Origin of the sequence: Microbacterium galbinum (assembly GCF_023101185.1) — a bacterium.
GTDB lineage: Bacteria > Actinomycetota > Actinomycetes > Actinomycetales > Microbacteriaceae > Microbacterium > Microbacterium galbinum.
The window spans coordinates 2,010,718-2,033,464 of sequence record NZ_CP078077.1 but is presented as its reverse complement, the minus strand read 5'-3'; the positions used below and the strand labels follow the sequence as shown (position 1 = coordinate 2,033,464).

The window sequence follows — 22,747 nt, the reverse complement described above, 5'->3', positions numbered from 1 at the left end:
GTCCTTCGGGATCGGCACGAACCGCCCACTCACCACTGTTCCTCCGCCGGCGCGGACCCGGGGTTCAGCAGCTCGCCGACAGCATCCAGCACGATGCGGGCAGACGCCTCGGCCTCCAGTATCTCCAGTTCCTGACCCAGAGTGAGGTTGCGGCGCTCGCGTAACTCGGCGTAGCCGGCCCACGCGGCGTCGAGCGCGTGCAGCTGCTGCGCTGCATCCCACACATCGCTGTCGCTCACGCGATCGGAGACGTAGAAGTCGCGGAGAACTGTGCGCGGGAGCATCCGTCGGCTGTCGTTCTCCAGCGCCTCGATCGCGCGCGTCCGCGCGGCCTCCGTGCGCGCAACGCTCCCGCCGCCGATGCGCCAAATCGAGAGGCCGAGCCCGAGGACCGTGAGGAGGCCGAACGTGAGGAGCAGAAGTCGCATCCACAAGGGCGGATCGTGCATGCCGTCCGCCAGAACGGTCGTGCCGACGAGTACGCCCGCGCCGAGCAACACGATCAACCCCGCAGCGATCCCGCGCGTGACGATCTTGGCGTTATCCGCACGAGTGTCGATGTTCTCGATCTCGCGGAGGGTCTTGTCGCACGTGCGCGGGTCGAAGACGTAGGTGGCGAGCCATTCCGACCAGCGGGGTTCGCTGGCGATCGGCCCGAGTTCGCGCGCCTCCACAGCGGGCGGCTCACCCGGGTTCGACCGCCGCCGCCAGAGCGGACCTGCGATCGACGGCGCCAGGTGTTCGTCTCGCGAGTTGTTCATGAGGTAGGTCGCGCGCCACTCTTCAGGCGGTCGCGAAAGTGTTCGAACGATCTCGGCGGCGCTGGCTTCGGCAGGTGACCCGTCTCCGGGGAATCGCAAGAAGACCTGGAACGGATGCTCGGGATCCCGGTCGATGAGAGATGAAAGCCACACTCTGATCCGTGCAGGATCATCATGGTCGGGACCGACCCAGTCGAGCTTCACCCCGCGCTCGCTGAGGAGCTCGTGATCCACCCGACCGAACACCAGGCGCCGTGCGGCATCCATCGGAGTCTCCCACGAGCGATCGGCCCGGACGCGCTCGACCTCCTTTTCGTATGCGCCAACAGGGAAGGAGACACCGCGTCAACACCGTTCGGCACGCCGCTCACCCAATCCCAGTGAACGGCCTTGCCATCGGGCGAGATGTCGATGTCGACCCAGCCACACTCGGAATCCCCACATCCCGGGCACGATGAGATCAGCGCACGCCGCTCGTCGACCTCGACCGTGAAGTGGTCGATGTCGACGGGGTGGAGGCCGGAGGAGAGGCTGGCGGCGACCGAGACATCATTGATGTAGATGCACAGCTCCACTCCCGTGCTGCTCGCCTCCGACGGCTCGATCGCGAAGCGGATGCTGTCACTCGCGATGCGCTCCCAGCGACGCCCGTCAATCACGCGCGACACCCATCGTTCTCGTCTGGGCGGGTGGGGAATGCCGAGCTCTTCGCACGTAGCGAGGAGAAGCCGCTCGGTGGCGACCTCGTCGTTGGCCGGCTGCCCGGCGAGAATCCGCAGGCTCGGGCTGTCGAGGTCGTCGACGAGGGCGGCCACCGCGGCATCGATGACGCGGAGGCTCCAATCTTCGCCCCTCGCGTGCACCGCGCGGACGATCGCGTCGAAGAATCGGAGTTCGGGGGTTTCAGTCATTGAGGGACCTCCTGTTCCCCACCGCATCAGCGACCCCACATGACTTCACCATCGCAGCCAATGCTCCTTCTTCCACTCCAGAAGACACCGACGGCACCGCCTCGACCGCGATCACACGCCGGACGAACATCCAGATCAGGCCAACGCCCACGAACAGCGCGCTCCCCAGCACCATCCACATCGGCACGGCGCGGGCCCAGCCCTCGACCTGCACCTCGTCGACGACGAACCCGAGCCAGAATGTGACTGGCCCGCACGATGCGGCGATCGCCCCGCTGACGGAGAGGTGCCACGGAACGCCCGTCTCGCGAATCATCAGCCGCACCAGCACGCAGACCACCACTGCGACGGTGAACGCCACGGGAAGAGCAGCAATGTTGCGCGCGAGGGCGTCGCGGCGCTCTTGTGCGAGAAGCTCCCAGGCGGCGGTGAAGGACGGTGTCCACGACCCGACGGAGATCGCCAGCGCGAGCGCCGCGAGCCCGAGATATGCGAACGCCGCGATGATCGTCTGCCAGACCGCACGCGTGCGCAGCGACATTACCGACGCGCCACCTATGCCTGCTTCTGGTCGCACCAGAATCACCCCCTCATGAATAAGACGACCTGCTGCGTCGAACATGACGGCGCTACGCCACCTGTTACGCGAACGAGACGAGAAACCTCGAGTTCTTCAGCGTGCGAACACCATCGGGAGCATCAGCTCCAGCGCCTGCATGGTGAGAACGACGGTCCAGTACGTCATCGCCACGAAGGCCAGCGACTGCGAGATCACCGACACCATCAGCGGCGCACGCTCGGTGCTGCCCTGCCGCCGGACGACGACGTGTCGCCCGATCACGTAGACCAGGGGCGACAGGAAGGTCCACGCCCAGGGAAACGGCTGGAGGAACCCGCGACCCGTCAGCGCGCGCACATCAAGCACGGCGAATCGAACGGATGCCGCGTACGCGCCCCATCCCAGAATGAACGACGTCCACAGCCACGGGCTGAAAAAGAGTTCGAAGAACAGCGACATGAGCTCGCTCGCGACTCCCGCGGAGTCGTATGTCGGCTGGTCTACACGCGCGACATCATCGACCATCAGTTGGACGATTTGCGGGAAGATCCGCTGCCAATCAGCGAGGTAGCCGAACGCCAGAATCGACGTCAAGATCGGCAGGGCGACGATGAGCCAGTTCCAGACGGTGCGCGAGCTTGCCGGCGGAAGGCTCTGCGCCGGAGGCACGATCATGCGTTAGCCTCGCGTTCGGCATCCGTTCGGTCATCGAGGTTCACCGTCGTGTAGAGGTCGACGCCGAGCGCCGCGACCTGCGCCATCAGCTCGGCCGGCAGCACGAATCCGCCCTGGGCGGAGTCGGAGTCGGCCGTCCACCAGATGCAGGTCTCACAGTCCGCCGGAAGCAGAGGCACCCTCCCCGCTACGGGACGGCAGGCATCGAGCAACCAGCGCAGCGCGACAGTGCCGGTTCGGTCGTCTTCGGTGTTGTCCATCCGGTCGGAGTCGATGCACCAGACGTTGCACTCCTGCACACGACCCGAGCGCAGAACTGTGCCTCTGGGGATGACCCCGGTGGGCTGGATGCCGAGCACCTCCGTGATGGATGCCAGTGGCGTCTCCATCGATCGCACGACGAAGGATGCCAGCCCGGATTGAATCATGCGCGCCACTCACCGTTTCCTTTGTTCATCATCGCTCTTGAAGCTCTTCCAGAATCTGTAGAGTCCGCTTCCCAGCGCAGCGAAACCGAGCCCTCCGGTCAGGACGACCTCGAACGGCTGATCGCCCTTCCTCAACGTCGGAACTCCGTCGCGGACGTCCAACCAGTACGCCAGCGCGAGTAGCGCCACCCCTGCGAAGAACAGGAGGAGATTCAGCCACCGGTACGTGTTCCGCCTCCATGCGCTGCTCACTCATCCTCCGATCGACGTTCACGGTCTCGCGCTCGGTGCTCCCGCCGGGCAGCATGGCCACGTCTTCCGAAGAGACGACCGAATGCACTGAGTAAGCCTCTACTTCGCAACTCTCCACCGCCACGCCGTTCAGGTTCTCGTGCCGAGTTCAGCCACTCAGCGGCGTTCCACACGACCGGCTCGGCGCCGACATCGTCGAACCGAATCCAGGGATCGCTACTTTGCACCAGGCAGATCAATCGGGAACCGATGAGCGAGGCTGCTCTCGAATGATGCGCTGCGAGATGCAGGACGCCATGCGCGATTTCCGGAAGCCGGTGGGCGAACGCATCGAAGCCGGTAAATACCAGCACCAGTCCGGTCGACTCGGGATCCCAGCCGTACTCCTGCAGAACGAGGTCACGAAGGCAGTCGTTGAGCGCCGCGTAGTTGCGACCGTAGTACTTCGGAAAGTCGAGCTTCGCGGCCACCTCTTGGTGCAAATCCTGCTCATCGCGCCACGACCCCGCGTCGAATGACCTGATCTGATATCCGAGTGCGGCAAGGCTCGCAACTGTCGAGTCGAGCACCTCGTGGCGATAGAACAGCGTCACCGGGCTGTTCATCAACAGGCGATAGCCGAGGTTGTCGTTGAACTCGTCCTCGATATCGAAAGCGGTCATTCTCGACTACCGCCCCTCAGCATGCGGTCACGTCTGCGCATTGGGTCGCACCCGCCCATGCTGCGCTGAACGCAATCGCAGCGACGATGAGAGCACCAATGCCGATGAGCACAACGAACCGCATCTTCGGGAGCCGACGACTGATCTCCTCCCGACCGCACCCCCGAGCGCTCGCTGAGCGCCGGAGGAGAATCCGAACACCTTCACCCGGTGCCCCACCATCAACCGACCGCAGACGACAGCGACCAGCCCTGCAGCAATCGCAAGATAGTTTTCGATCGTCACTCAGTTCCTCCGGTAGTCGCTGTCGCTTAGGAGCCTTCGTGGAATCACCCCAAAAGCCACGCCCCATTGAAGAGACGACCGAAAGCCCGGAATATGACGCGACTTCAGGCGCAACCGCTGAGCAGCAGCACGACTGCCAACGTCGGCACGAGGCCCAGGACTCGTCGGGATCGACCTGCGATCGGCGTCCGGTTCATTGGCGCTCGACCGCCGGGGGAGCCAATTGCGACACGGCCGACGGCCGAAACTCAGACGCCAAGTTCACCACGCCCGACACCGTCACCGATGCGGCGAGCCCGTGCTCAGGTCTGCGAGGGGATCGGGGGCCAGCGTCGGGAGGTATCCCCTCCGGTGCCCATGAAGCCGTACCGAAGAGCTCATCGATGGACATCACGAGTCTTCAGCGAGCGCTCGCCTCAGCCACGCGCTTCTCGATCGAAGCGAAGATCTCGGGCGAGATCAGCCGCGCAGGAATCGTCTGCGGGGTTCCGTTCATCGTCATCAGCACGACGCCCTTGCGCCGCCGCACCTGCGAGACCTGAGCCCACCGCGTCTGAGACGTCGCAGCGGCATCCCCGAACTCGATCGCGTCATCCAATAACCGAACGCTGTATCGAGAGCCGAGCGGCCACGCCGAACGGACGCGGCGGGCGTTCGTGTAGAGCAGGCCGGCGCACAGCGCCCAGAACAGAATCCCGCAGGCGAGTAGAACCGCGCCGGAACGCCCGGCATCAGTGAACAGGTCTGCGACTCCCCCCACGATCAACGTCGCACCGATAACAGCAACGACAACCACGACGATCGCGGACTGCCCCCCAGACTCCGTTTCGGATGGCTCGGCGGTCGTCCGCCGTGAGGGTGATCGTTCGAGCAGTCACGTCACCGAGGTCACCATCGCGAATCGGCTCGTCGACGGCTGCCGCGTGCGAGTCGGTGCCACGCGTGGCGTGTTCTTCGATGCGAGACAGCATCGTCGCGAACGCTTCGGCGGTCACCATTCGACCGGGGATCACCAAACGTGTTCCCGACACTGTGAAAACGACGGCACTTCCCGAGCGCCTCAGCTCCGAGACCTGTCCCCACGAGAACTGAGAAGCGCCGCCATGCCCTTCGAGGCTCAAGCTCTCAGGGCTGAGCGAAATCGCGCTCGTCGACCCGACAGGAATCGACGCACGAAGGCGCCGACGGTTGTCGATGACCAAGGGCGCGAGAACGAGAAGGGTCACCCCGCCGATCGCCACGACCAGCCAAGCGGGCTGGTCGATGAAGCCATAGATCAGAGCCAGGAACACTCCGAGCACGACACCGATGATCGCTGCGGCCGCTGTGATCAATCTCCAGCCTGCGGCGAGAGCGGCCCGCACGACCGCCCGCCGATCGCCTTTGGTGATGACGATCGAGTTCTCTTCACCCATGAGTTCATTCTTACCCGTTGGCGTCAACGCGACGCTCTTGGAGGCTCCCGCCCCGCGGTTGTCTCCGGGGCTCACGTAACGAATACTACTTCCGCCTGGAACACAACCCCGGCCGGACCCCGCAACAACTCCGCCTGTAACGCAAAATAGCGATTGACGTCAATTAGCCCAGATTTTAAAGGGCCTAGAACCCTCCTTGAGGACCAAGGTAGTTAAGTTTCAGTCAGGAGACTTCACTTTGCCCGATAGCGCGAAGCAAATCTGACAGCCATACGAGGCCGTACGAAATTGCGCGGTCAGGGCTCGTATCGAGCTCCCGGATATTGTCGAAGCTTTCACTAAGTTGCCCAATTGTTAGCCCCGAGGGGGCCGCAGTTACGTCGTAAAGTTGATCTGCAGGTATCGACCAGAAGTAGTCTTCTCCCACTCGAACCGTCATTCCCCTCTTCTCTTCGAGATGATCGAACAAGATTTCTGCGGACCGCCTGAGGACGTCAATGGGTATATTGAGTTCGTAGCTCACTTACATACACCTTTCTCATTGCGGCATCCGATTACCGCGTAAAGCGTCGATCTGTTGCCTGAAATTCCGAATCTCTTGTTCAAGATGCCTAATCCGCCCGTCGATGATGCTTTGGCGTATTTCTGGAGAGCTCGCACCAGCGAGAAACCCCTTGTTATCGTAAAGATCTGGATTGGCTCGGTATGCGTTCAACTTATCGACATGCTCGTCAAGCCGTTGCTGCAAGGAGATTAGCGCCTTCTGCTGCGAGCTAGTCAACCCGTTCGCAGCGCCAGGCGCCACCTTCGGAACGGTAGACGTCCCTCCCTTGCCGACAGCGCCAGCAATGCCAGACACTACCTTCCCTGCAATCGCCCCGACCACACCGCCCACGAAGCCGGCGGCCCCTCCTGCGGCGGCGGCTCCCCCATACCCCGCAGGTGTGCGGTATTGAGGTTCCGTTGTCATCCCGTAGGCGGCGGCGCCACCAACTGCACCCGCGATTATGCCAACAACTAGCGCACACGCGCCCAGCGTAAGGACGCCGCATGCTGCAGTCCCCACGAGCGCGAGAGTCGCAACGATCCCGATCGTGACACCGATTGCGATTCCGCCGATGGTGCGCCAGGTGTCGTCGCTCCATCCGAACAAGTTGCCGCTCCCTCCGCGGCAGTCCTTATCCATGTGGTCACAGCCTGTTGCCGTCAGCAGATGCATGCTCGTGAGGAAGTACTGACTGATCTTCCATGGATTACGGACATCTGTGCGCGGCGAGGTGCTGGGACCCGACTTCCCGAGGGTCTTACCAATCCCCCGCCCGTTCGCCACACCTACAGCAGCCGCGACACCAGCCTTCGACCATGATTTTATCGCCACCGCTTTGCCGAACCCTGCGGCGAGCCCACCCTTCTTCGAGGCATACCCAAGGTGGTCGCTGAACGCGACCGGGGAGTTCTCGACGTACGCGAACCGGTTCAATGACTGCGGGCGCACCAGCAGCCCGCGCCACTCGTCCGGCTGCACCCACGACCCGGTCGCGGTGTCGTAGTCACGGGCGTAGTAGTGATCCAGCCCGAGAGTCGCATCGCCCGGCTGCCCGTCGTTACCGACCAACGACGCCCACCCGGTGGACTCGAACCCGGCAGCACCGAAGTCCGCATAGTCCACGAGATCCGTGATCCGGCCCCCGGCATCCGCCGTCGCCGTCGCATTGCGCGCATCACCCAACACCCACGCGTCGTCGAACGCACCCGCCTGGAACACGACCTCACCCGTCGGATCCCGCAACAACTCCGTCGACCCGTGCAACCCGCTATCCGTCGCAACCGGATCAAGACCATCCCACGTCGTCCCGGTCGTATCCGACCCGAACACCGTCTCATCCGTCACCGACGTACGACGATCCAAACCGTCATACGCATACGACGTCGACCGCCCCTCCGTCTGCGTCGACAACAACCGCCCCGCCGCATCATGACCAAACGACGTCGGGATGCCGTTCACCGTCTGAGACGACCTCAAAGTCGGCGTCGAGCCAATAATGGCGCTAGGAGCGGTCCGGAGCGATTGCCGATACTGCGGGAGGGAGATCGAGCTCAGCAAGGACCGCGCCGATTACACGCCATCGCCTGGCAGATTCAGCGGAGAGCGGATGATCGGGAGTCTCCTCCAGATCTCTCAGCTCCGGCCCAAGGATTATCTCCACCACCCTTTCGATGGCTTCACGCAACGCCTGAGTTCGCATATATGCGCCGATGTATTCCGCATTTGGCACCGGAGCAAGTTCTGTAGTATACACCTTCGTGAAACAATCCGCCGCTTCGGCGCGCAAGAAAGGGAATTTAAGCGAAGCAAACCACGCTCGCAGAAACTCATCACAGGGCCCCTCATCCTCCAGATGACGTTTGTCATCTATGAAGAGTTGATCGAATATCGCCTGCGGCGAAAAAGGTGTAGCAACCTTAATTGCTTTCGTAATATTGCCTTGATATACGAGATCAACAAGTCTTACGGGTTTCATTTCACAATCCAACCGTTCCCAATTTGACCACCCGGCCCGACTCGAACAACAATCTCTTCCCCCTTGTAAAACCAGTGGTAATCGACATGACCCCTTGGGTCAGGCCGTGCAGTGCCGTACGCTCTAGCCCTCGCCATCAGGTCAGCCACCTCCGCTCGCGTCTTGGCAAGCCTATCCCAATAGTGCCCTTCTCGGATGATGTGTGACCATTTATGATTATTGAACGAAAGAATGTACCTCTTCGAGATTTCCCTAATTGCGGCATTAACGCCGACCTTCGCCCCAACCTTGACTGATGCAGTTGCAATTGCGGCCGACGCAGCGGCGCAGATTCCCACGGTTGCCACAACGCACACCGCGAGTGCCGCGATGCCGATGATGGCGCCGAAGAACAACAGCGTTCCCCACAGGTCCAGCGCTCCGTCCGACTGACCCGAGAAGCGAGATTTGATCGGCAGGCAAGAGGCGCAGGGATCGTCATCATGTGTTGCGGACGTATACACGTTGGAGCGACTCATTGGGACGATCGCGCCGCCTGGGCCACCGCCACCCCGTGACAGCGTGCCCGGACGTTCACCGCCGCTCGTTCCCATCGAATGTCGCGGGAGTTTCGGGCCGTTTGCCTTGCTGATCGCCGCAGCGATCCCGCCCTTCTTCACGGCGTGCTTCGCATACGCCTTCGCGACGCCACCTTTGAGCCCGCCACCGATCGGCAGGAACCCGAGGTGGTCACTGAACGCGACCGGCGAGTTCTCGACATACGCGAACCGGTTCAACGACTGCGGGCGCACCAACAACCCGCGCCACTCGTCCGGCTGCACCCACGACCCGGTCGCGGTGTCGTAGTCACGGGCGTAGTAGTGATCCAGCCCGAGAGTCGCATCGCCCGGCTGCCCGTCGTTACCGACCAACGACGCCCACCCGGTGGACTCGAACCCGGCAGCACCGAAGTCCGCATAGTCCACGAGATCCGTGATCCGGCCCCCGGCATCCGCCGTCGCCGTCGCATTGCGCGCATCACCCAACACCCACGCATCGTCGAACGCACCCGCCTGGAACACGACCTCACCCGTCGGATCCCGCAACAACTCCGTCGACCCGTGCAACCCGCTATCCGTCGCAACCGGATCAAGACCATCCCACGTCGTCCCGGTCGTATCCGACCCAAACCGGGTCTCATCCGTCACCGACGTCCGACGATCCAACCCGTCATACGCATACGACGTCGACCGCCCCTCCGTCTGCGTCGACAACAACCGCCCCGCCGCATCATGACCAAACGACGTCGGAACACCATTCACCGTCTGAGACGACCGATTACCCGCACCATCGAACGAGTACGACGCAGAACCCGCATTCACACCCGTCGTCTTGGTCGACGTGAGCTGCCCGGCAGCGTTGAACTGTGCCGTCAGATGAGAATCCCCCGCCTCAGCGCCCGTGACATCCCACGACGTGCGATTACCCGCCTCGTCATAGCCGTACGCGTTCGTCTCACCATCGGATGCCTCCGACTGCGTCAGGCGGCCGAGGTTGTCGTACGTGAAGGTGTGAGAGAGAGTGTCGACCGATTGCGTGGTGTCGGGCCCTTCGACAGGCTCAGGGACCGACGGCGCGTCAGGGACCGACGGTGTGGACGGGGTGTCGGGCCCTTCGACAGGCTCAGGGACCGACGGCGCGTCAGGGACCGACGGTTCCGCGATCTCGGGACCCGTAATCGTTCGGACGGAGTCCGTCACACTGCCCGCGGCGTCGTACTCGTACGTGTACTCGAGCGACGCACCGGCGGGAACCGGAGACTCCACCTCGGGCAGCGTGCGCCGCTCGAGATAGTCCCACGTCTTCACACACGGCTTCTGCCCACCCGCGGTCGGCGCCTGCCGCTCGGCGAGATACGTGCCCACGGCACGGCACTCCACGGCATCCGTCTTCAACGGCTCCGGCTCGGGGTCGGCAGGCACCGACTCCGGCTCCGGCGTCTCGTGCAGCACCCGCGTGACCTGACCCAGCGGGTCGTACTCGAACGAGCTCGTCACCTGGTTCGGGCGGGTGATGCCCGTCAACCGGCTCTCGGCATCCCACGCATATTCGACGACTCCCTCGGGCGTCGACTGCGTCGCCACATCACCCGCGGCGTCGAACGTGTAGGCCGTCTCGGTGCCATCCGGATACGTCAGCGACTCGCGCAGACCCGCCGGCGTGTACGTCGAGGTGAGCGTGTCACCCCGGGTGTCGGTCTGCTCGAGCAGACGACCCACCTCGTCGTAGACCCACCCGGTCGTGCCGGTCGGGTCGTCCATCACGATCGGCTGCTGCTCGCCGCTGTACTCGAACGACACCTCGCCGTCCGACCGCACCAGCGTCTCGACATCACTGCGCACGTCGTACGTGTACGCCGCCACGAGTCCAGCCGGGTTCGACACCCGCTCGACGCGACCGGCGTCGTCGTACGCCGTCTTCGTCTCGATGCCCGTCGGACCGGTCTCGGTCGTCTGACGCCCCGCCGCGTCGTACGCGAAGGTCGTCTCCGCCCCCAGCGGGTTCGTGATCTTCTCGAGAAGACCGGTGGCGGTGTACGCGTACGCGGTCTTCACGTTCACATCGGCGGCGGCATCCGCCCCGGGCTCGTAACCCTCGATGACCCCGACGAGCTGACCCGCCTCGTCGTACGAGAAGGCCGTCGCCTCGCCGACCGGATCGACGGCCTGCGTCTGCCGGCCGGCCTTGTCGTAGGCGTACGTGCTCACGCCGCCCGCGGCATCCGTCGCCGTCACCAGGCGCGATGCCTTGTCGTAGGCGTAGGTCGTGACCCCGCCGAGCGCATCGGTCTGCGACACCAGGCGCCCCGCGGCATCGTAGGCGTAGGTCGTGCGCGCCCCACCGGGCGCGACGATCGCCGTCTGCTGCCCGTTGCGGTCGTACTCGATCGCGGTCGTGCGACCGTCGGCATCGAGGATGCTCGTGATCCGCCCCACGGCGTCGTACGAGAATTCGGTGACCGCACCGGTGGCATCGGTCTCACGCAGCACCTGGCCGGCGGCATCCACCTCGTAGAGCGTCGGATTGCCGTTGCGGTCGACGATCCCGATGAGGTTGCCGTCGATGTCGTACAGGTACTCGGTCTCGAACCCGGCCGGGTCGATGACGAGCGTCACCCGATCCATCGGGTCGTACTCGTAGGTCGTGACGCCGCCCGCGGCGTCGGTCTGCGACACCACGCGTCCGGCGGCGTCGTACTCCACCGACGACGCGGCACCCGTGGCGTCGGTGGTCGTGACCGGGCGACCGAGATCGTCGATCGTCGAGGTCGTCTCGGCACCGAGAGGATCGACGGATGCCGTCTGCACCCCGGTCTCGTCGTACCGGCGCTCCCACTCCCCGCCGTTCGGGTCGATGACACCCACCGTGCGGTAGGCCTCGTCGAGCACGAACGCGGTGGTTCCGCCCTCGGCATCCGATGACGCCGTCAGGTTGTCTTCACCGTCGTAAGCGAACGTCGATGCGCCGCCCTCGGGATCGGTCACTGTGACCAGGCGCGCCAGCGCATCCCACGTGTATCCGGTGACCGCGCCCATCGGGTCGGTCGCCGCCGTCAGCTGCCCGTTGCCGTCGTAGGCGTAGGTGGTGACCCCGCCCTCGGCATCCGTCGTCGATGCGAGGCGGTCGCCCGCATCCCAGGCGAACGACGAGACGCCGCCGGCCGCATCGGTCACCGCGGTGAGGCGGTTGCTCGCATCGTAGGCATAGGTCGTGACCCGGCCGATCGCATCGGTCGACGACACCAGGTTGCCCCGCGCGTCGTACGCATAGGTCGTGGCGGCTCCCGACGGCAGGATGCTGCGTGTCAGGTCGCCCGCCGCGTTGTACTCGAACCGCACGCTCGTGCCGTCGGCCTGCTGCACCTCGGTGATCAGGCCCTGCGCGTTGTAGACGTTGGTCTCGGTGCGGTCGCCGTCGAGATCGGTCGCCGTCTCGACGTCGCCGCCATCGGTGTACGTGTAGCTCGTGACGGTGCCCGACGGGTCGACCTCTTCGATCAGGTTGCCGTCGTCGTCGTAGGTGTACTCCCACGTGCGACCGGCCTCGTCGGTGTGCGACGACACGTTGCCGACGTCGTCGAACTCCCACGTCGCCTTCTCACCGGCGGTGTCGACGATGCCCGTGATGCGGGCCTTGTCGTCGTACTCGAACACGGCCACGCCGCCCTCGTTGTCGGTGTAGGTCGTCTTGCCGTCGGCGTACGCGAAGGTGCGCACGTTGCTCTCGGCATCCAGCTGCCGCACCACGCGGCCCGCCGCGTCGTACTCGTTCACGAGATACGTGACGCCGTTGCCGTCGGTGGCCGTGAGCATCCGGTGCTCGGCGTCGTACGTGAACGACTGCACGGTGCCGTCGGCGCTCGTGATCGACATCAGATCGCCGGCGTCGTTGTAGGCCAGCGACCAGGTGCGACCGTCGGGCAGCGTGAAGCCCGTGATGCGGCCGACGCCGTCGCTCGCGACCTGCACGGTCTGCCCGGCGGCGTCGGTGATCGAGGTCAGCGGCGTGAACTGGTGCACGTCGGGGTCGGATGCCCCGTACGTGAGGGTCGTGGCGTTGCCCTGGCGGTCGACGTGCCGGGTGAGCTCGCCGATGCCCCAGATGTCGGCGGCGTCGAAGACCCAGGTCTCACCCTCGTCACTCGTGAGGTTCAGCTGGCCCGCGCCGCCCTCGGTGAGGGTGAGGCCGAGCCCCTCCTCACCCGTGTAGCCACCGGCGCCGTCGCTCGCGAAGACGAACGACGCACCGTCGCCACGCACGACCATGACGGAGTTGTCGTCGAAGCGCTGCGCCCGGGCTCCCAGCCCGAACGTCCAGCCCGCGCCGACCCGCGAGAGCCGGCCGTCCTGCGCGTTGTAGACGAGGTTCGCCGCGATCGACTGCGCGCCGGGGCCCGCCAGGTCGAACAGCGGGAACGACTCGACCAGGTTTCCGGTCGAGAACGACACCGGATCGGCGCCGTAGGTCTGGTAGTTCTGGTAGCCCAGGTGGCGCCAGCGGGCGAGCTCGGCCTGCGACGGCGGCGAAGGCCAGCCGCCCAGCACGGGGTCGGTGCAGTCGAAGCCGATCGACTCGAGGTACCCGCCGAGGCTGCGGAACGTGCCGTCGACGATGCTGCCGAAGCCCTGATCGATGACCGCACGGTCGTAGTTGTGATCGAGGAACAGCGTCTCGACGTGCGCGTACGCCCCCGGCACCCCGCCGAACTGCGCGAACGGGAAGTTCGCGTTCGACGGCTCGATGTTCGACGGACGCCCCGTGTAGGTCGGCATGTGCGTGACGAACGAGTCGCGCAGTTGGTTGTCGGCACCCGAGCCGCGCGAGTAGGCCATCGTGCCGCCCTCGGCCTCGTTGCCCCACGCGTACCCGTTCCACGTCGCGAAGCCGAAGCTCACGGTGGCGACGGGGTTGGCGGATGCCGCGACGCCGGCGCGGGTATCGCGGGAGACGAACGGGATGCCGGCCGCGTTCGTGACCACGACTCGGGCCTTGCACTGCAGTTCGAGGTAGCTCTTGAGCCCCTGCACGAGGTTCCAGTTGTACGGGAACTCGGTCGCCGGAGCCGGCGTCTGCACGACGCCCTCGTCGTTGTCGGGGTCGAGCACCACCACCGGTCCCGGCGGAACCGGGAACGGGGTGCCGATCACGACGAACTGCGACAGGTGATCGGACTCGCCCTTGACCGTCTGCGTCTCGGCGTCGAAGTACGACGGCAGCTCGGTCCACGGCTCGTCGGGCGTCGATCGCGTGTAGATGCGCAGGGTCGAGGTCTCGACCTCGGCCTCTTCGACGCGCGCCATGTCGACGTCGAACTCGAGCGTGATGCCCGGAATCACGTCCTTGACGACCGGGCCGTGCTCGGGGTCGTCGCTGGGCAGATCGATCAGCTCGGCGGGGAAGCTCGTGACCTTCTCGCCGGCATCGTTCAGCGCGACGATCTCGACCGGATCGCTCACCACCACACCCGAGGTGTCGACCACGGCCGAGCGACGCGCCTGCGCCTCGGACGGCGCCTCGGTGAGGCTGAGCGAGACGCGAGCCTCGAGGTCATGGCCCGAGAACGTCGCCTGCACGCCGAGCGCGTCGGAGGCGATGTCGGTCGGCTCGCCGGGGGCGAGATCGGATGCCGCGGCCGAGGTCTCGATCGGCTTCGAGGTGCCGTTGGAGGTGTGGGTGGTGGCGCTGGTGGTCGTGGAGATTCCGCCTTGGACGGGCGGGGCCGCCGGGGCGGGGGTCTCGGTGGCGGTGCCGGTGGTGTCGTCGGTGTCGTCGAGCTCACCGTCGGCGTTCAGGCCGGCGGCCGCGTAGACCTTCTGCAGCACTTCGGAGCGGGCCTGCTCCATGAGCTCTTGGGGCGTGAACGGTGCGGGTGCCACGGCGCCGACACCGAGAACCAGCGCCGCGATCGCACTGACCGCGACGGACCTCGACCACATCAGCGACCAGCCTCGGTGGAGTCGTCGGTGTCGGGGGTCGGGTCGGTGCCTTCGGCATCCGGGGAGGTGTCGGCTTCTGCGGCGGGTTCGTCGAAGACGTCGAGGTCGGAGTCCGCGTCGGCATCCGAGTCGGTCTCGGTCGGCGCAGCGGCATCCGTATCGGTATCCGTGTCGGTGTCGGCATCCGCGTCATCACCCGAGTCGATGTCCGCCGTGGCGGCGGCGTTGCGGCGGCGCTGCCAGATCCAGAGTCCGAGGCCGCCGCCGATCAGCACGACGGCGAGGATGATGATCCAGAGGGCGATCGTGCCACCGGTGATGGCGAGGTCGTCGACGCGCACGACGCAGGCGGCGAGCTCCGCAGCATCGGAGACGCCGTTGCCGTCGTAGTCCTCCGAGCCGTCCGCGCAGGTGCGCGTGCCGCAGATCACGAACTCGACCCAGTCGCCGATGCGGTCGCCGTCGGCGTCTTCGAGCGAGTTCGAGCAGGTGTCGGTGCCGCAGACGAGGCGCTCGGCGAAGTCGGGGATGCCGTCCTTGTCGCGGTCGGCCGTGGGCGAGGCGCACGTGGTGCTGCCGCACGAGAGCACTTCGGTCCAGTCGGGGATGCCGTCGGCGTCGCGGTCTTCGGTGCCGATCGCACAGGTCGCGGTGCCGCAGACCTCGCGCTCGACGACGTCGGGGATGCTGTCGCCGTCGGAGTCCTTCTCGTCCGCCGAGGCGAACACCACCGGAGCGGCCGCGACGCTCGCGATCACCGTGTCGGTGGAGGCGGGTTCGACCGCCTGTGCCATGACCGGTGTCGACATCAACGACACCAGTGCGACTGCTCCGACGATTGCGCGCGCGACAACACGTCGCACCATGTACTTGGGCAAAGTCATCCCCCCGGATGTTCACAGGCGCCTCATATGCGCCGCTCTGGGGATTCACAGTGGCCTATGTCTTCGCGCAATTGCAAGCCGAATTGCGCGACACGCCGAGCCCAGAAAAAAGATTCCGTTTTCGCGTCATAAAACGCGGAGTTCCTCGTCTAGGCGATAGCACGAGCACTTTCCCGGGTCGCCTCTTTTGGCATTTTGGTATATCGGGTGCGGGCGTTTATCCGTCGCGAATTCCGAATTCGTGCGGGGCGGAATCCTTCGACAGGCTTCTTAGCGCCCCAGCGCCGCGACGGAGCGACGCGGTGAGGCTGGGTCCCTGAGCTTGTCGAAGGGTCCCCCACAAGACACTCCTCCCCCGGCACAACTTCGGAGATCCGATCCGACACACCGCACGAACGGATGCCGTCACCGGCGCGTCGCGCCAGAACTCCGAAGTTGTGCGGGGGCGGGGCGCTTCGACAGGCTCAGCGACCCAGTTCAGAGGCGGAGCGACCCCGCGAAGAGACTGGGTCCCTGAGCCTGTCGAAGGGTCCCCGCGAGACACTCCCCGGGTACGAGAAAACCCCCGCCACTCTCGCGACGGGGGTTTCAGGTGATGTGCGCCCGAAGGGACTCGAACCCCTAACCTTCTGATCCGTAGTCAGATGCTCTATCCATTGAGCTACGGGCGCCCAGCCCGCTCAGCGGGCCGTGGAATAGCCTACATGAGACTCGACGCGAAAGCGAAACGAGCCCCTCAGGCGGTCTCGGCGGACTCCTTCTCGGCGTCCTTCTCCTTCTTCTTGCGCTTCGCCTTGGCGCGCTGCAACGACGACAGCGCCTGCAGATCGACGAGCCGCAGCGCCTGCATCCGCGCCTCGCGCATGCGGGAGTAGTCAGGATCCTGATCGGGACGCATGCCCTCGACACGCAGTCGACGGTCGAGGTTGTGCCGCACGTCGGACCACGCACCCTCGCGCGCCTCTTCGACCATCGCGCCGAGCTGCTCGGGGTCGTCCATCATCTCGCGCAGCTTCGCCGCGACGCCGCTCGACTGCTTCGCCCGTCGCCGCAGGTTGCGCACATCGCGGTCGCGGTAGTCGTGCGTGCCGCGCGGATCGGAGTGCCGACCACGCGCCCGCTTGCGCAGGGCGGTGACGTTCGCAGCCGCCGCCTCGGACTCCTCGGCCATCGCTCGCAACGCCTCACGGGCGTCGGCGATGTACTTCTCGGTGTCGAAGATCCCGTCCTCGGCGATCGTCCCGACGAGGATGTGGTTCTTGATCGCGAGGCGCGCCGCAGCGGTCGCGATCGCGACGCCTTCGGCGATGGCATCCGCTGTTCGTCCCACCGGAACCTCCTCCCTTCGAGCGTACCCGTATCGCCCGCGCGCAGCCTCGGCCAGAATGGGCAAGAGCCCGCTCGGCTCGCCCTCGAGGAGTATGCATGCGGCCACTGACATTGCCCGGAAGCACGACCGTCATCACCGGCGCGGCCAGCGGCATGGGGGCCGAGGTCGCCCGCCAGCTCGCGGCCGCCGGCGCGCACCTCGCCCTCATCGACCACAACGCCGAGGCGCTGCAGGCCCTCTCGACCGAACTCGCCGGTCCGCGCAACCCGAGCGCGCCGCCCGTCACCATCCACGTGGTCGACCTTCGCGACGACGACGCGGTGTTCGCGACGGCATCCGACATCACCGCCGCCCATCCTCGGATCACCGCGCTCATCACCTGCGCGGGGTCGTCGATGCTCGGCGACATCGACCAGCTCACGATGGAGGAGATGCGCTGGCTCACCGACGTGAACCTCTGGGGCACGGTGTCGATCACGAAGGCGCTCCTGCCCGCGCTGCGCCGCGCCCCCGCCGCCCACATCACGCACCTCGCGAGCGTCTACGCCCTCGCCGCACCCGCCGGTCGCATCCCGTACGCGCTGAGCAAGTACGCCGTGCGCGGGTTCTCCGAGGCCCTGCGGCACGAGCTCCAGGGCAGCACGGTGTCGGTCGGCGCAGTGTATCCGGCGGGCGTGCGCACGGGCATCATCCTGCACGGTCGGTACGCCGCCGCGATCCCGCCGGCCATCGCCGATCGGGCCGCCGCCGCACAGGCCGCGATGTACCACACCGAACCCGCGGATGCCGCGGCGCGCATCGTGCGCGCGACCGTCCATCGCCGGGCGCGCACCATGATCGGCCGCGAGGCCCGGCTCATCGACGTGCTCACGCGCCTCTCCCCTGCCGGGTACTGGCGCGTCATGCGCGGGCCGCTGCGCGAGGCCATCGACACGACGACACCCATCGACTGAGCCAGCGACCGGCCGTCAGCCCACCGCGCCGACCCAGATGCCCGATGCCCACGCCTGCTGATCGCCGTTGCACCCGACATCGCCCGGGTACCCGCGCACGACGGCCATGCAGTTGGCCAGGAACTCGGGGTCTCCCCCGAACATCGACTGGTACGAGCCCGAGGCGTTGAGCGCACCCCACACCTGGAATTGGTAGATATGCGCGAGCTCGTGCGCCATGGCCCACTGCAGGCGCCCGGTGCTCCAGTTCGCGATGTCGGCGCGGTACTTGATGTAGCCGCCGCTGTTCGCGCAGGCCGGGGCCGTGCCGCCCGCGCACGACGACGACTCGTACAGGCCCACGCCCGCCCCGCCCACCTGGTCGAGGGCGGCGCGCACGCGCGCGTACCCGTCGGGTCCGCTCGTGCTCCAGGCCGGCCCGGCAGGACCCGCGGTGACGATCTGCGCCGCCTGCCAGTCGGAGACCTCCTCGCCCACCTTCTCGGTGAGCGCGTGAACAGTGGCGGTGGCCGCGACGACCACTGCGGGATCCGACCGCTCGGCGAGCACCGTCTGCTGCGCATTCAGAGCGGATGCCCGGTGCGCCGCCGTGTCGACCTTGCCGTCCGCGCCCTCCAACGCCGTGGAGAGAGCGGCGATCTCATCGACGAAGGCGGGGCGCACCTCGAGCACCGCGTCGCGGTCGGCGGCATCCTCTTCGGCGCGTTCGACGGCCCCTTCGAGATAGACGGTGCGCGCGGCAGAGGTGTTCGCCTGCTCGGTCACGGCGATCAGTTCGGCGACCGTCTCGGCGCGCTCCGCCTCGAGAGCGGTGGCCCGATCGACCACGGCGCCGCCCACCAGGATCGCCGCAGCGATCGTCACCGCCATCGCGCGCCGGATCACTGCATGAATCCCGTGGTGTCGGTGAGCTCGGCATCCTGCTCGGCGATCTGCGAGCGCAGGGCCGTGAGCCGTGCGGCGAGGCCGAGGTTGTCGTCACCGATCTCGTCGAGACGCTCGGTGGTCTGCTCGACGCGCTCGTGGAGCTGGGCGACCTCGGCCGCGCGCTGCTGGTCGGCGAGCACGACGATCGTCGCTCCCCCGATCAACAACAGACCCCCGACGACGACGGCTACGCCTCGCATACCGCTCCCCAGAGAACGCGAACACACCCAACAGGCCCAATATAGCGGTGTGCCGGGGCAACGTGAGGGCGAAGTGCGGCGGACCAGCCGTTCACAACTCCGGAGGTTTCAGCTCGAACTGGCCCGAAGCGGTCGTCCCGCGATGCAAACCCTCGTTCTTCCGGAGTTACGAACGCCGGGCCGCCGCCACGCACGAGCGCAGCCGCTGCCACGCACGAGCGCAGCCGCTGCCACGCACGAGCGCAGCCGCCGCCCCTCAGACCTCGACGCCGCGCGCCAAGCGCCGCTCGGCCGCGAGCCGCCCGCTCGCGAGGTGCTGCGGGATCAGCGTGCGCAGGGCGTCGGAATCGCGGGCCTCGATCGCCTCGAGAATGATGCGGTGCTCCTCGGCCATCGCCAGGAGGTCGTCGTGCTGACCGAACAACCACTGCAGCCGCGTGAGGAAGACGGTGATCAGCTCGTTGAGCATGTCGTTGCCGGCGAGGCGCGCGGCGATCTCGTGGAACTCGCCCGCCGCGATCCGCGCACCTTCGGCATCGCCCGCGAGGGCCGCCGCCATCTCACGCTCGTAGGCGAGGCGGATGCGCTCGATGCCGTCCTCGTCGTGGCGCTCGGCGGCGAACACGAAGATCAGGGTCTCGATCGCCTCGCGCACCTCGGCGAAGTCCTGGATGTCCTGGTGCGTGAACTCGCGCACCACGGCCCACGTGCGCGGCCGTGCGACGACGACGCCCTCCGACACGAGAACGCGGATGGCCTCGCGCACCGGCAGCCGCGAGACGTGCAGCTCGGCGGCGATGTCACGCTCGACGAGTCGCGAACCCGGGGCGCGCCGACCCAGCACGATGTCATCGCGCAGTATGCGCGTCACTCGCACCGACTCCAGTTCGGTAGCCCCCGCCCCCGTCATTCCGGCAGTCTTGCACTCGCAGAGCGAAATCGCCAACTTTGGTATCCCAGGGCGAGAATATTCACCTGAATGAGACGGGGGACGGATGCCGCGGCATCCGTCCCCCCGTCGTGAAATCGATCTCGACTCAGGGCAGGCGATTCGCCTTCGCCAGGTTCGCCTCGAGCTCGGCCGCGTTCTGCCGCACGACGTACGCCGGGCGATCGCGCTCGACCCGCCACGACTCGCTGAGGGGTCCGATGTTCACGGTGTCGAATCCGATCTCGTCGTAGAACTTCGTGACGAACGCGACGGCCTCGTCGTCGCCCGCGGTCGCGAGCGCGCGGCGGTCCGGCGTACCGGCCGGGGTTCCGTCCGACGTGATGTCGGCGGCCATGATGTGGTTGAACGCCTTGGCGATGCGCGAGGTGGGCAGGTGCGCCTGCACGATCTCGGAGGTCGTGGTCTCGCCCTTGTCGAGTGCGTCGATGTGGCCGTCGCGCTCGAAGTAGTAGTTGTTCGTGTCGAGCACGATCTTGCCGGCGAGCGGTTCGACCGGCACGTCACCGATCGCCCTGAGCGGCACCGTCACCACGACGACATCGCCCTCCGCGCCCGCGTCGACCGCGGTCGCCGCCTTCGCCTTCGGGCCCAGCTCGTCGATGAGATCCGTGAGGGTCTCGGGTCCGCGCGAGTTCGCGATCACGACGTCGTAGCCGGTGGCGACGGCCGCGCGAGCGACCTGAGCGCCGATGTGTCCTGCACCGATGATTCCGATAGTGGTCATGCAGGGGCCAACGCCCACCGCCCGCCGGTATTCCGAGAAGTCCCCGGATGACGTCGGCGCGCCCTAGGCCGAGGGCGACAGCGTCGACTTCTGCAGGGCGTCCTCCGCGGCGACCCACGCGAGCATCGCGCACTTCACGCGCGCCACGTACTTCGACACCCCGCCGAGAGCCGCGGCATCGCCGAGCAGCTCCTCGTCGGGCTCGATCTTGCCGCGCGAGCGCATCGCCTCGCGGAACGCCGCGATGCGCACGTCGAGATCGTCGACCGAGAGCCCTTCGGCGAGCTCGGCGAGCAGCGACGCGGACGCCTGCGAGATCGCGCAGCCGTGCCCCTCCCAGGCGATCGCCTCGATCGATCCGTCAGCCGCGCGGTGCACCTGCACGGTGACCTCGTCGCCGCAGGTCGGATTGACCTGGTGCGACTGCGCCAGGATCTCGCCCCGCAGGCCGAAGCCGTGCGGCGTGCGCGAGTGGTCGAGGATGAGCTCCTGGTAGAGGTTCTGCAGGTCGCCGGACGTCATGAGCGTGCTCCGAAGAAGTCGATGGCCGCGGCGACGCCGTCGATCACGGCATCCACCTCGGCGTCGGTCGTGTAGAGGTAGGTGCTGGCCCGCGTCGACGAGGTCACGCCCAGACGGCGATGCAGCGGCTGGGCGCAGTGGTGGCCGACGCGCACGGCGATGCCGCGGTCGTCGAGGAACTGGCCGACGTCGTGCGAATGGATGCCGGCGACGTCGAAGCTCGCGAGCCCCACGCGCGGCAGAGCGATGCCCGCGCCGAGCACTCGCACACCATCGATCGCGCCGAGTCCGTCGAGCAGGCGCGCACCGAGCTGGGCTTCGTGGGCGGCGATCCGCGGCATCCCGATCTCGGTCAGGTAGTCGACCGCCGCGGCGAGCGCGATCGCCTGCGAGACCCGCTGCGTGCCGGCCTCGAAGCGCTGGGGCGGAGCCATGTACTCGGCCTCGGTGGTGGTGACGGTGGTGATCATCGAGCCTCCGGTGAGGAACGGCGGCATGATCTCGAGCAGTTCGCGGCGGCCGTAGAGCGCGCCGACACCGGTGGGTCCGAGCATCTTGTGGCCGGAGAGCACGGCGAAGTCGACGTCGAGGGCGCGCACGTCGAGCGGCAGGTGCGGAGCCGACTGGCAGGCGTCGAGCATCACGAGCGCACCGACTTCGCGGGCGCGGGCGATCACCCGCTCGACGGGGTTGATCACGCCGAGCACGTTCGAGACGTGGGTGACGGCGACGAGCTTCGCGCGGTCGGTGATGTGCTCGGCGAGGGTGTCGAGGCGCAGCGCCCCGTCGTCGTCGAGCGGGATCACGCGCAGGGTCGCACCGGTGCGCGCGGCGAGTTCCTGCCACGGGATGAGGTTGGCGTGGTGCTCCATCTCGGTCGTGACGATCTCGTCGCCCGCCCGCAGTCGCAGGGGCTCGGCCGCCGCTCCTCCGCGCCCGATCGAAGCGTTCGAGAGAGAGTAGGCGACGAGGTTCAGCGCCTCGGTGGCGTTCGAGGTCCAGACGATCTCGTCGTCGTCGGCCCCGATGAAGCGGGCGACCGTGGCCCGGGCGTCCTCGAAGAGCTCGGTGGCCTCGGCGGCGAGGGTGTGCGCTCCGCGGTGCACGGCGGAGTTGAAGGTGGTCGCGAACTCGCGCTCGGCGTCGAGCACCGCGAAGGGCCGCTGCGAGGTCGCGCCCGAGTCGAGATAGGCGAGCGGATGCCCATTCACCGTGCTCGCGAGGATCGGGAAGTCCTCGCGCAGCCGACGCACCTCGTCGTCGCTCAGCGGGGTGGCCGGGGCGGTGAGGGACGACGTGCTCATCCTTC

22 protein-coding genes and 1 tRNA gene are annotated in these 22,747 nt (G+C 66.6%); 1 reads left to right on the top strand and 22 read right to left on the bottom strand.

The genetic code is table 11. From position 1 onward, the window contains the following. Positions 1-29 precede the first annotated feature (29 nt). The 16 genes from KV396_RS09905 to KV396_RS09830 all read right to left on the bottom strand — a co-directional run bounded on the left by KV396_RS09905 (position 30) and on the right by KV396_RS09830 (position 17,160). Positions 30-1,028: a hypothetical protein gene (locus KV396_RS09905; RefSeq protein ID WP_247955605.1), complete on the bottom strand. Its 999-nt coding sequence runs from the start codon at positions 1,026-1,028 to the stop codon at positions 30-32. Next, positions 962-1,672: a hypothetical protein gene (locus KV396_RS09900; RefSeq protein ID WP_247955604.1), complete on the bottom strand. Its 711-nt coding sequence runs from the start codon at positions 1,670-1,672 to the stop codon at positions 962-964. The genes KV396_RS09905 and KV396_RS09900 overlap by 67 nt, the downstream gene beginning before the upstream one ends. After that, a complete protein-coding gene (locus tag KV396_RS09895) occupies positions 1,665-2,294 on the bottom strand; it encodes a hypothetical protein (protein WP_247632871.1) in 630 nt (209 codons plus the stop codon). The genes KV396_RS09900 and KV396_RS09895 overlap by 8 nt, the downstream gene beginning before the upstream one ends. 51 nt (positions 2,295-2,345) lie before the next feature. After that, positions 2,346-2,906, bottom strand: coding sequence for a hypothetical protein (locus tag KV396_RS09890; RefSeq protein WP_247632872.1), 561 nt, complete (start codon positions 2,904-2,906; stop codon positions 2,346-2,348). After that, the gene (locus KV396_RS09885) at positions 2,903-3,334 is read right to left on the bottom strand and encodes a DUF4279 domain-containing protein (RefSeq protein ID WP_247624728.1); all 432 of its coding nucleotides are present in this window, start codon (positions 3,332-3,334) and stop codon (positions 2,903-2,905) included. Before KV396_RS09885 ends, KV396_RS09890 begins: the two co-directional genes overlap by 4 nt. 9 nt (positions 3,335-3,343) lie before the next feature. Next, positions 3,344-3,586: a hypothetical protein gene (locus tag KV396_RS09880; RefSeq protein WP_247955603.1), complete on the bottom strand. Its 243-nt coding sequence runs from the start codon at positions 3,584-3,586 to the stop codon at positions 3,344-3,346. Continuing rightward, a complete protein-coding gene (locus tag KV396_RS09875; protein ID WP_247632874.1) occupies positions 3,583-4,248 on the bottom strand; it encodes a barstar family protein in 666 nt (221 codons plus the stop codon). The genes KV396_RS09880 and KV396_RS09875 overlap by 4 nt, the downstream gene beginning before the upstream one ends. A 685-nt stretch (positions 4,249-4,933) precedes the next feature. Then, positions 4,934-5,131: a hypothetical protein gene (locus tag KV396_RS09870; protein WP_247955602.1), complete on the bottom strand. Its 198-nt coding sequence runs from the start codon at positions 5,129-5,131 to the stop codon at positions 4,934-4,936. Between the two features lie 133 nt (positions 5,132-5,264). Next, positions 5,265-5,948, bottom strand: a complete 684-nt coding sequence (locus KV396_RS09865; RefSeq protein WP_247955601.1) for a GumC domain-containing protein — start codon at positions 5,946-5,948, stop codon at positions 5,265-5,267. A 223-nt stretch (positions 5,949-6,171) separates the two neighbouring features. Continuing rightward, on the bottom strand, positions 6,172-6,471 hold the full coding sequence (locus KV396_RS09860) for a hypothetical protein (protein WP_247632876.1): 300 nt from the start codon (positions 6,469-6,471) through the stop codon (positions 6,172-6,174). Positions 6,472-6,486: 15 nt separating this feature from the next. Continuing rightward, positions 6,487-7,953 (bottom strand): RHS repeat-associated core domain-containing protein, encoded by a 1,467-nt coding sequence (locus KV396_RS09855; RefSeq protein ID WP_247955600.1) that lies wholly within the window; start codon positions 7,951-7,953, stop codon positions 6,487-6,489. Positions 7,954-7,996: 43 nt separating this feature from the next. Continuing rightward, positions 7,997-8,470, bottom strand: coding sequence for a hypothetical protein (locus KV396_RS09850; protein ID WP_247955599.1), 474 nt, complete (start codon positions 8,468-8,470; stop codon positions 7,997-7,999). Beyond that, a complete protein-coding gene (locus tag KV396_RS09845; protein WP_247955598.1) occupies positions 8,467-14,946 on the bottom strand; it encodes an RHS repeat-associated core domain-containing protein in 6,480 nt (2,159 codons plus the stop codon). Before KV396_RS09845 ends, KV396_RS09850 begins: the two co-directional genes overlap by 4 nt. After that, positions 14,946-15,740: a cytochrome c-type biogenesis protein CcmH gene (locus KV396_RS09840; protein WP_247955597.1), complete on the bottom strand. Its 795-nt coding sequence runs from the start codon at positions 15,738-15,740 to the stop codon at positions 14,946-14,948. Before KV396_RS09840 ends, KV396_RS09845 begins: the two co-directional genes overlap by 1 nt. A gap of 688 nt (positions 15,741-16,428) precedes the next feature. Continuing rightward, positions 16,429-16,501: transfer RNA gene (locus KV396_RS09835), tRNA-Arg, on the bottom strand. 65 nt (positions 16,502-16,566) lie between these two features. Next, positions 16,567-17,160, bottom strand: coding sequence for an asparagine synthase (locus KV396_RS09830; RefSeq protein ID WP_247623389.1), 594 nt, complete (start codon positions 17,158-17,160; stop codon positions 16,567-16,569). A gap of 95 nt (positions 17,161-17,255) precedes the next feature. On the opposite strand from KV396_RS09830, the gene KV396_RS09825 reads away from it, so the two are divergent. After that, positions 17,256-18,113, top strand: a complete 858-nt coding sequence (locus KV396_RS09825; RefSeq protein WP_247955596.1) for an SDR family NAD(P)-dependent oxidoreductase — start codon at positions 17,256-17,258, stop codon at positions 18,111-18,113. 15 nt (positions 18,114-18,128) lie between these two features. Here the strand turns inward: KV396_RS09825 and KV396_RS09820 are convergent, their stop codons facing one another. The 6 genes from KV396_RS09820 to KV396_RS09795 form a co-directional block, all read right to left on the bottom strand. Next, positions 18,129-18,998 (bottom strand): hypothetical protein, encoded by an 870-nt coding sequence (locus tag KV396_RS09820; protein WP_247632881.1) that lies wholly within the window; start codon positions 18,996-18,998, stop codon positions 18,129-18,131. Next, positions 18,995-19,240, bottom strand: coding sequence for a hypothetical protein (locus KV396_RS09815; protein WP_247955595.1), 246 nt, complete (start codon positions 19,238-19,240; stop codon positions 18,995-18,997). The genes KV396_RS09820 and KV396_RS09815 overlap by 4 nt, the downstream gene beginning before the upstream one ends. Positions 19,241-19,496: 256 nt before the next feature. Beyond that, complete coding sequence (locus tag KV396_RS09810) at positions 19,497-20,111, bottom strand: GntR family transcriptional regulator (protein ID WP_247955594.1); 615 nt, start codon at positions 20,109-20,111, stop codon at positions 19,497-19,499. A gap of 166 nt (positions 20,112-20,277) precedes the next feature. Then, positions 20,278-20,916: an NADPH-dependent F420 reductase gene (locus tag KV396_RS09805; RefSeq protein ID WP_247955593.1), complete on the bottom strand. Its 639-nt coding sequence runs from the start codon at positions 20,914-20,916 to the stop codon at positions 20,278-20,280. 63 nt (positions 20,917-20,979) lie between these two features. Continuing rightward, positions 20,980-21,438 (bottom strand): Fe-S cluster assembly sulfur transfer protein SufU, encoded by a 459-nt coding sequence (gene sufU, locus KV396_RS09800; RefSeq protein WP_247623395.1) that lies wholly within the window; start codon positions 21,436-21,438, stop codon positions 20,980-20,982. Next, on the bottom strand, positions 21,435-22,742 hold the full coding sequence (locus tag KV396_RS09795) for a cysteine desulfurase (RefSeq protein ID WP_247955592.1): 1,308 nt from the start codon (positions 22,740-22,742) through the stop codon (positions 21,435-21,437). Before KV396_RS09795 ends, sufU begins: the two co-directional genes overlap by 4 nt. Positions 22,743-22,747 lie beyond the last annotated feature (5 nt).

Excerpts from the sequence above, each read along its gene's own strand:
- KV396_RS09890 (WP_247632872.1), bottom strand. The coding sequence starts at position 2,906 with ATGATCGTGCCTCCGGCGCAGAGCCTTCCGCCGGCAAGCTCGCGCACC.
- KV396_RS09885 (WP_247624728.1), bottom strand. The coding sequence starts at position 3,334 with ATGATTCAATCCGGGCTGGCATCCTTCGTCGTGCGATCGATGGAGACG.
- KV396_RS09905 (WP_247955605.1), bottom strand. The coding sequence starts at position 1,028 with ATGGATGCCGCACGGCGCCTGGTGTTCGGTCGGGTGGATCACGAGCTC.
- KV396_RS09895 (WP_247632871.1), bottom strand. The coding sequence starts at position 2,294 with ATGTTCGACGCAGCAGGTCGTCTTATTCATGAGGGGGTGATTCTGGTG.
- KV396_RS09900 (WP_247955604.1), bottom strand. The coding sequence starts at position 1,672 with ATGACTGAAACCCCCGAACTCCGATTCTTCGACGCGATCGTCCGCGCG.
- KV396_RS09795 (WP_247955592.1), bottom strand. The coding sequence starts at position 22,742 with ATGAGCACGTCGTCCCTCACCGCCCCGGCCACCCCGCTGAGCGACGAC.
- KV396_RS09875 (WP_247632874.1), bottom strand. The coding sequence starts at position 4,248 with ATGACCGCTTTCGATATCGAGGACGAGTTCAACGACAACCTCGGCTAT.
- KV396_RS09825 (WP_247955596.1), top strand. The coding sequence starts at position 17,256 with ATGCGGCCACTGACATTGCCCGGAAGCACGACCGTCATCACCGGCGCG.
- KV396_RS09865 (WP_247955601.1), bottom strand. The coding sequence starts at position 5,948 with ATGGGTGAAGAGAACTCGATCGTCATCACCAAAGGCGATCGGCGGGCG.
- KV396_RS09850 (WP_247955599.1), bottom strand. The coding sequence starts at position 8,470 with ATGAAACCCGTAAGACTTGTTGATCTCGTATATCAAGGCAATATTACG.
- KV396_RS09840 (WP_247955597.1), bottom strand. The coding sequence starts at position 15,740 with ATGGCACAGGCGGTCGAACCCGCCTCCACCGACACGGTGATCGCGAGC.
- sufU (WP_247623395.1), bottom strand. The coding sequence starts at position 21,438 with ATGACGTCCGGCGACCTGCAGAACCTCTACCAGGAGCTCATCCTCGAC.
- KV396_RS09815 (WP_247955595.1), bottom strand. The coding sequence starts at position 19,240 with ATGCGAGGCGTAGCCGTCGTCGTCGGGGGTCTGTTGTTGATCGGGGGA.
- KV396_RS09845 (WP_247955598.1), bottom strand. The coding sequence starts at position 14,946 with ATGTGGTCGAGGTCCGTCGCGGTCAGTGCGATCGCGGCGCTGGTTCTC.
- KV396_RS09805 (WP_247955593.1), bottom strand. The coding sequence starts at position 20,916 with ATGACCACTATCGGAATCATCGGTGCAGGACACATCGGCGCTCAGGTC.